Genomic DNA, 7,495 nt, shown 5'->3' on the forward strand with positions numbered 1-7,495 from the left:
ATATGGACTAAGTACTCTAACACTTGCCGATAACCGACGCAGCGCATGGATGGCAAATTGGGTGTCAAAGGGTACTGCTCAAGCAATCTAATCACTTCCGCCACTAGCCCATCATGCCACATTATATCCAAACGTTGCTCGATACGCTGATGTAGCCATGCGCGCTCTGGCATCACCGCCAGCGCATGCCACTGCTGATTGGGATTATGCGCCAAGGCATGTTTGGGCTTTTGCTGCCAGTCACTGATGGGTATATTGGTTTGCAGATAAACTTCAACCGCACGCGTGATACGCTGAGTATCGGTCGCATTAAGACGCTCGTGGCTTATCGGATCTATTTTTTCTAGATAATCGTATAGTGCACCAATACCTTCGTCTTGCCGCCACTGCTCCACGCGCGCGCGCACGTCATCATCACTGTCAGGCACGGGCGATAGCCCATCAATGAGCGCCATGTAATACATCATAGTACCGCCAACGAGCAAAGGTATCTTTCCCCTCTCATGGCAGCTCGCAATTAAATGAGCAACATCATTAACGAATTCAGCGACGCTATAGCTTTGCATCGGGTCAATGATATCAACCAAATGATGCGGATAGCGTGCTAACTCTGCAGCGGTTGGTTTGGCTGTACCGATATTCATATCACGATATATCAATGCTGAATCGACCGAAATCAGCTCATAACGCCCAGTATCGTATAGCTTATACGCTAGAGCTGTCTTGCCACTCGCCGTCGGTGCCATCAAACACACCACGCTATTATCCGCCAAATTGGGATTGAGGCGATAAGATGAGCTAGCAGACGAGATTTGCATAGGATTACCTTTATTTTTATGTGACTACTAAAACGTGTCCTCAATCTAATCAATGGACAACTAAATGGCTGTAGATGATAGCATCAACGCGATTAGACGCTGGTTATTTATAGACTTAAAAGCATGTTTAGCAAGCAAGTCTTCGATATCTGCGTTAAATGCCCATAAATCTTCTGTAGACATTTTTGTGGCTAAGTCAGTAAGCTGCTGATTGACAGCATTCGCATCATTCAATGAAACCTTTTTTCTAAATACATCCGACTCAAACAATAAGCTTAATTGCGCCTGCCATGTCTCAACGCCAATCAGAAAAAATTGGCTGCGACTATAAAACAGCAACCATGGTAGCGCTTTATCACTGACATTATTAATTGCATCTAAATCATGACTCGTATTTAAAATAACCTCCAAACAATATGGTAAAGGAGCATTTTTTATCGATAGATTTTGTGACGTATTGGCCGTACTTATTAATGTGCTACCCGGATTTATATTTTCAGTAAAAGTAGCCTGTTCTGATGATTGCGCAGCATCGGTATTTTCTGACAACTGATACGGTTGTTTGGGCGCTTGCACTTGTTGGGTTTTGGTTGAATGATTGGTTAAATGAGTAGCCGATGACGTCTGTTGCCTTTTAGCAGCGAAGGTATTATTGATAGATAGATTATTATCTAATACCTGACTACTTTCATCAGCGGAATTGATGGTCTGATTGATGTTCTGTTTGGTAGCAACCGTTTTAAGCTTTGCTTGAATCGCATGACTAAGATGCGCCATGATGTTATTTAGCGGGCTGATTTTGATACGCTGTTTGGACGGATGGACATTGATATTGAGCCACTCAGTTGGCAAATCAATATACAGTGCATAGCCAATACCTGATAACTGCGCACTTTGGGCAAGTTGACGCAGCAGATTGCTAATCAATGCTTCTTTTACCAATCGTCCATTCACATAAATTAATTTCGGAAAAGTACTTTGAGAGTCATTGCTAAGCCATAACCAACCGTTGATGTTCGCTTGACCAGCAAAGTTATTATTCACATAGTCTTTAGGCAGCTGCATCAAACTGGTGAGATCTATCGCTATTTCTAAAGCGTTATCCGTTAATGGCAACCCAGTCGCTTGCTCAAGACGTGATAAAGGCAGACGATGAGCGTTATTGTTGCTGCTATTGGTATTATCGTTATCATTTGCAGACATTGCTCTTGAAGACAGCGATAACCGCTTTTTATTGTCATGAAACAAGGTTAGCGCCACATCTGCTCGTGCCAAAGCCACTTCGCGGACAATGGTTTCGATATGACCGAACTCGGTCGCAATAGATTTTAAGTTGCCGCGGCGTGCGGGCACATTAAAGTATAAATCCTTGACGGTAATGGTGGTGCCGCGTTGATGCACGACTGGCAGCAATTTTGGCACCTCGTCCAATACACCGGCGACTTGCAATTGGCGACCAATGCCACTGTCGTCATGACTACTGGTTAAAGTCAAACGAGAAACTGCTGCCGTCGCTGCCAACGCTTCACCGCGAAAGCCCAGTGTGGTAATACCATGCAAATTAGCCACATCAGCGACTTTACTGGTCGCATGGCGAGTAATGGCCATGACCATATCATCAGGATGGATACCCGTGCCGTTATCCAGTACTTCAATCATACCCATGCCGCCTTGGGTAATACGTATCTCAATATTGCTCGCGCCAGCGTCTATCGCGTTTTCAAGCAGCTCTTTAACCACAGCGGCAGGGCGCGTGACCACCTCGCCTGCTGCCAATTGATTGATGAGCAGCGGCGATAGTTTTTTGATGCGGCTATTGGAGGGATTATCTGGCATTAATGAGCGTCATACTTTTATAAAACCTCAGAGGCTATGATGCGGTTTAACCTAAAAGTTAAGAGAGGATAAATCTAAGCCCTGCGCTTGACCGACCTTTGATAATCGCAGCTCAACTTGGCGTGCCTCTTTATCATTATCATCGCGATCAGCTTGCGTCATATCAATAAACAAACTCGGCGGTGGTAAATAGCTGTCCGCACGACTCGCCCATTCGATAATAACCAGCGCATTCGGCTCATCTAGATATTCATCAAAACCAATAAAGGATAGCTCTTCTGGGTCTTGCAGACGATATAAATCTGCATGATAAACCGGTTTTATTGAACCATCATTTTGCTCAATACTATAAGGCTCAACCAAGGTATAAGTTGGACTTTTGACCGCACCTGTATGGCCGAGTGCCTGCAACCAATAACGCGTCAAGGTAGTTTTACCAGCGCCTAAATCACCTGCTAGCCACACGCTACCCGATAAGGGCAACGCTGACAACTGCACCGCCAAGCGTTGAGTATCTGCTTCAGAATGCAGCGTCAAGGTTTTCACATTTTTGTCTTTGTTTATATTATTAGGCATCAAGCTTACCTTCCTTTACTTGCGTTTGTACTTGCGTCTGTACTTGCATAGTCACGGCTGGATTGATAAAGCTTTCACCAGCAATCAGCTTGGCATATAGCTCGGGCTGACGGCGATACCGGCAAACTGATCCAGCGCGCGCTGAATTTTTTACAGGCGGCGATATATTCAGGGTCGTCTTTATTCCAAAAACAAATCGCATGATCGAAGCTATCGATAATGTCTTTAATAGAAGATTTTAATAGACCAAAATCATAAACCATTTGCCCATGGTCTAATCGCTTAGCTTCAAGAATCAGCTCAATCTGGTAGCTATGACCATGAATAGAATGTTTGCAGCGCTCAGAGCTACAATTACGCACGATATGCGCATTTTCAAATTTGAACAGTTTACGAATACGCATAATAATTGACCAAAACAGTAAGCTTTACTGTGTTAAACATGAATATTATAAGGGTTTGCCGCGACGATACACCGGCGTGCGGCTCATTATAGCAAATCGTAATGACTGCGTAAGTAGTCACTTACTAATAGCAATATTGGCAAAATCCATTCACTAATGACGTGGTGCAAACATAATAATTGCCATGCCTAAGAGCGCGACGATAGAACCCAAAATATCCCATGTGGTTGGCCTGATGCCGTTCACCGTCCACAGCCATAAAATCGCCATCGAAATATAGACACCGCCGTAAGCAGCATAAACGCGACCAGCGGCGGTGGGATGTAAGGACAGCAGCCAAACAAAAGCGACCAAACTGAGCGTACCTGGAACCAGCAGCCAAATCGACTTACCTTCCCGCAGCCATAAATAAGGCAAATAGCAACCTGCAATTTCAGCCAGTGCGGTCAGCGCAAACAGTCCAACGGTTTTTAATTCAGTCAAACCAACCACTCCTAAACCGTGATAAACCCTGTCATATACTGCACAGCATTGCCAGAAATTAGCACCCTATCACCTGCAACGACGCAGTCTAAAATACCGCCTCGTTTTGATGCTTGATAAGCAAGCAATTCATTTTTACCTAGATGCTCTGCCCATAATGGTGCTAAAGCAGTATGAGCTGAACCCGTCACTGGGTCTTCATCGCCACCATTGGCAGGCCAAAAATAACGTGAAATAAAATCGTAATCTTTGTAATCAGCGGAGGCGGCCTGACAGGTGACCACCACATTTAACGGCGCAAGTTTTTTTAATTGCTCGTTATCGCGTGCTACGTTTAAGACATCGGCTTCAGCATTATAAATCACAAAATAGGCTTGAGAGTTTTTATAAACTTCGACTGGTGCAACAGACAACCCTGCCAGCAAGCTATCGGGAATATCTTTAACCTTTTCCGGCTTAGTATTAGGAAAATCCATTTGTATTTTGCCAGCGTCTGTTTGCATGATGGTTAATATACCAACGGCTTTGGCGTAAAATTTAATGGTTTCTACATTAGGATTTTTGTTAAATAACACAAAGGCTGACGCCAAGGTTGCATGCCCGCAAAATGCAATCTCAGTTAAAGGAGAAAACCAGCGAATATGATAAATACCGTCATCATCACATACAATAAAAGCTGTCTCTGACAAATTATTTTCAAAAGCAATAGACTGCATTAACTTATCGGAAAGCCAATTATCTGTGATAATAACGGCTGCTGAATTGCCTTTAAAAACGGTATCCGTAAAAGCGTCGACGACATTGATTTCTAGTTGCATAGTATGATCTTCTTTTTTACTAACATTAATTTTGGCTATTTTTTATCCCGCTGTTTATACCCAACGTCTGACTTTTGCCTTATAAGTCTGATAAGCCTTGCCAAATTTCTGTGCCAACATCCGCTCTTCTGGTTGGATTTGAAAACGGGTCATATAAAGTATAAATAGAGGCAATAACACGAAGGCAAGAAAGTGCGACAGATACAATGCCCAGCTAAATAATACAAGCACCAAGCCTACATACATAGGGTTGCGGCTATATTGATATATACCGCTGGTCACCAAACTTGAAACCTTCTCAAGCGCTTGCGGATTGGGCGTGGTCTGCGCTTTTTTAAATTGTGTGACACCCAAAATGGCGCTACCCAGTCCTATAGTGCCCAAACCTACTGCCAAGGCCGTAGAGCCTTTCAACGAAAACTTCAAAGCAGGGGCGACTTTAGAGACGCCAGCCATGGCCGCTGCGGTGACAATAACTTGCGCGACTGGCGGTACTTTTAGCTCTAGAGATTTCATAATGAGACCTTATATAGGATTAAATGGTATATGAATGGTTCATTACTTATGATAGTACTGACTATTTTTTAGTTCTCTATCTATCACTCTTGCATTAGTTAAACACTATACGCCGCTGTTGTCCCTACTCTACAAGTTATAAGTGGCGATTTCTATTGAATGAGCGGCTTTATTATTCCTAGAAGGTTATAATTGCCATTTTTTTAATTTTTACCTTTTACTCCTGTGAAGGAGTTATTTATAAGATTGTAGTTGAATTTCAATGAGGAAGTTAGCGTCATGATGCGTATTGGATTGTTCTTATTAACCAACTTAGCGGTGATTGTGGTATTTAGCATCGTATTTGGTATTTTATCCAGCTTTTTCGGGATTGGCGGCGTCCATGGCGCAGGCGGGCTAAATTATACTAGCCTTGCCATTATGTGCGGTATATATGGCATGGTCGGCTCGATGGTCTCGCTATTTATCTCAAAATGGATGGCAAAAAAATCAACGGGCACAGTGATTATCGAAACGCCAAGAAATGCTACGGAAAAATGGCTGGTCGATACTGTCGCCAAACACGCACAGGCGGTAAATATTGGCATGCCGGAAGTGGGAATTTTTAATAATTCGCAGCCAAACGCGTTTGCAACAGGCTGGAACAAAAACCAAGCATTGGTCGCGGTCTCCTCAGGGCTACTACAAAGCATGACACCCGATGAAATAGAAGCCGTGCTCGCGCATGAGATTGGTCATGTGGCCAATGGCGATATGGTGACCCTTGCGCTCATTCAAGGTGTGGTGAACGCCTTTGTCATGTTCTTTGCGCGTATTATTGGTAGCTTCGTCGACCGTACTGTCTTTAAAAATGAAGGGGATGGCCCGGGTATCGGTTATTTTGTCACCAGTATCGTGATGGATATTTTGCTGGGGTTTTTGGCGTCTGCCATCGTCATGTGGTTCTCGCGCCTACGTGAATTCCGTGCTGATGAGATGGGGGCAAAGCTTGCCAGCCGTGAAAAAATGATTAGCGCACTGGATGCCTTGCGTCCTTCTGAGCAGCGTCCAGACCAGATGCCTGAGAGCATGAAAGCGTTTGCAATCTCGTCTGGGCAGTCTACGGGATTTAGTGTCGCTAACCTTTTCCGCTCACATCCAACGCTTGATGAACGTATTGCGGCGTTGAGAAAGTATAATCCTAGCAAGGCTTAAGGCGCAGCCCTAACATACATGACAGATGATAGCGGATGGCTAGAACAGCGCCGCTATTATCTATATCGTTTTACCATTATAAAAAATCAACCTTTACCTGTGATTCCTACTGCCGCGGTGGCTGTGTTCACATCTGTCTCTGGCGGACTGGTAATAAAAGTCAGATACGCTTCATATTGTTCAAGCACATCGTCAATCACTTGCTGTTTGGTCAAGCCCATCAAATCATAACCGCCGGAGCCGGTTTGCGTCGTTACTTCTAAACGATAATATACGTCGCTAACTGGCGACATCTTGCCACTAAAGGTCGGTGACGGCGTCTCGACCATAGACACTTGATAATAAAAGTCGTTTTGGGCATCAGTAGATACCTTTAATAATGGCCCACCAACATCAATATCGCCCGCTATATGAGGAATATTATCGCGATCAATCTTATAACCTTGGCGCTCAAACTCATTGGCGACATCGTTCAGCGCCGGTCGAACGACACGCTCAAGAAATTGCTCCGTTTCTCGTTTGCTCGGGTAAGCCAGCATTTGTCCCAAGCGCTGCTTCCAAGAACGCTCGGGTATATGACCACCACTTGGCGTAATAGAAGGGCGACGCAGCACCGTACCTTCGCGCTCAGCCCGTTCTATTTTTAGCGCTTTAGAAAAAGAGAACATCACCAGATAAACGATAACGGTCACAGGAAGCGCAAAGATAAGCGTTGCATACTCCATGGTAATGACGCCGCCTGCTATCAACATAGAGATGGTCAATACTGCCGTCAATACCGCCCAAAAAATGCGTAGCCACTTTGGGCCATCCTCGCTTGGATCAGGGATAGAGGTTGAAAAGTTCGACA

The 7,495-nt window shown here is 44.4% G+C and carries 8 protein-coding genes and 1 pseudogene; 1 reads left to right on the forward strand and 8 read right to left on the reverse strand.

The annotated features are described in order from the left end of the window. The 7 genes and pseudogenes from miaA to V7D75_RS07280 form a co-directional block, all read right to left on the reverse strand. Window positions 1-818, reverse strand: an 818-nt coding sequence (miaA, locus tag V7D75_RS07250; RefSeq protein WP_333614020.1) for a tRNA (adenosine(37)-N6)-dimethylallyltransferase MiaA, incomplete at its 3' end; no start/stop codon positions are given. A gap of 60 nt (window positions 819-878) precedes the next feature. Then, window positions 879-2,654, reverse strand: coding sequence for a DNA mismatch repair endonuclease MutL (gene mutL / locus V7D75_RS07255; RefSeq protein WP_333614021.1), 1,776 nt, complete (start codon window positions 2,652-2,654; stop codon window positions 879-881). 51 nt (window positions 2,655-2,705) lie between these two features. Continuing rightward, window positions 2,706-3,230, reverse strand: coding sequence for a tRNA (adenosine(37)-N6)-threonylcarbamoyltransferase complex ATPase subunit type 1 TsaE (gene tsaE, locus V7D75_RS07260; RefSeq protein ID WP_333614022.1), 525 nt, complete (start codon window positions 3,228-3,230; stop codon window positions 2,706-2,708). Window positions 3,231-3,334: 104 nt separating this feature from the next. Further along, window positions 3,335-3,634 (reverse strand): annotated as a pseudogene (locus tag V7D75_RS07265) (6-pyruvoyl trahydropterin synthase family protein); the annotation flags it as partial. Window positions 3,635-3,787: 153 nt separating this feature from the next. Continuing rightward, window positions 3,788-4,117, reverse strand: a complete 330-nt coding sequence (locus V7D75_RS07270) for a YnfA family protein (protein WP_333614023.1) — start codon at window positions 4,115-4,117, stop codon at window positions 3,788-3,790. An 11-nt stretch (window positions 4,118-4,128) separates the two neighbouring features. Further along, a complete protein-coding gene (locus V7D75_RS07275; RefSeq protein ID WP_333614024.1) occupies window positions 4,129-4,935 on the reverse strand; it encodes a PhzF family phenazine biosynthesis protein in 807 nt (268 codons plus the stop codon). Window positions 4,936-4,989: 54 nt separating this feature from the next. Next, on the reverse strand, window positions 4,990-5,451 hold the full coding sequence (locus V7D75_RS07280; RefSeq protein WP_333614025.1) for a methyltransferase family protein: 462 nt from the start codon (window positions 5,449-5,451) through the stop codon (window positions 4,990-4,992). Window positions 5,452-5,730: 279 nt separating this feature from the next. On the opposite strand from V7D75_RS07280, the gene htpX reads away from it, so the two are divergent. Next, on the forward strand, window positions 5,731-6,645 hold the full coding sequence (gene htpX / locus V7D75_RS07285; RefSeq protein ID WP_333614040.1) for a protease HtpX: 915 nt from the start codon (window positions 5,731-5,733) through the stop codon (window positions 6,643-6,645). 86 nt (window positions 6,646-6,731) lie between these two features. Here htpX and V7D75_RS07290 read toward each other — a convergent pair. Next, window positions 6,732-7,495 (reverse strand): BCCT family transporter (locus tag V7D75_RS07290; protein WP_333614026.1); only part of this gene is annotated, 764 nt, incomplete at its 5' end.

Origin of the sequence: Psychrobacter sp., from assembly GCF_036731945.1 — a bacterium.
Lineage (GTDB): Bacteria > Pseudomonadota > Gammaproteobacteria > Pseudomonadales > Moraxellaceae > Psychrobacter.